1 protein-coding gene is annotated in these 520 nt (G+C 46.7%); it reads left to right on the top strand.

Going from position 1 to position 520, the window contains the following annotated elements; all coding sequences use genetic code 11:
• Positions 1–498 (top strand): MFS transporter (locus tag E0698_RS26315; protein ID WP_192513437.1); only part of this gene is annotated, 498 nt, incomplete at its 5' end.
• Positions 499–520 lie beyond the last annotated feature (22 nt).

Raw genomic sequence — 520 nt, 5'->3', positions numbered from 1 at the left:
TCACCGATCTATTACAGCTTACTGTATGTGGCCTATTTTATCGGTATTTTTGTCGGTTCCTTTCTGGTCAGTGTATTGAAAAAGAACGGCATCACCATTGCGGTCTCCTGGGTAGCCATGGGGCTGGCGATCTACGTATTTTCCCTTGTGCCGGAGATGTGGATGAAGCTGCTGGCCGCCCTGTTGCTAGGTATTTTTACAGGCATCATCAATGTACTGCAAACGTCCTTGATTCAAATTATTACCCCGCTGCCGTTAATGGGACGGGTTACATCCTTTCTAAACACCCTGTCGAGCGCAGCTCTGCCATTAGGAGCCTTGATTGGTGGTGCGTTAACTTTACGTTTTGCTTTGAGCGAGGTGCTGTTTTTCAGCGGACTGATTACCGCATTGTGCGGCTTGATCATGTTTCTGGTCAAGGATATTCGCCAGTTTGAGATTCCTTCAGAGGAAATTGGAAGAGTAACCCCAACTTCCGTTACTGAGGACATAAGCTAGAGCTTGATCCAAATTCATAAGC

The sequence above is a fragment of the Paenibacillus sp. 23TSA30-6 genome (genome assembly GCF_014858585.1).
GTDB lineage: Bacteria > Bacillota > Bacilli > Paenibacillales > Paenibacillaceae > Paenibacillus.
Note: the sequence above shows the minus strand (reverse complement) of the source record. Positions and strands in the feature narration are given on the sequence as shown.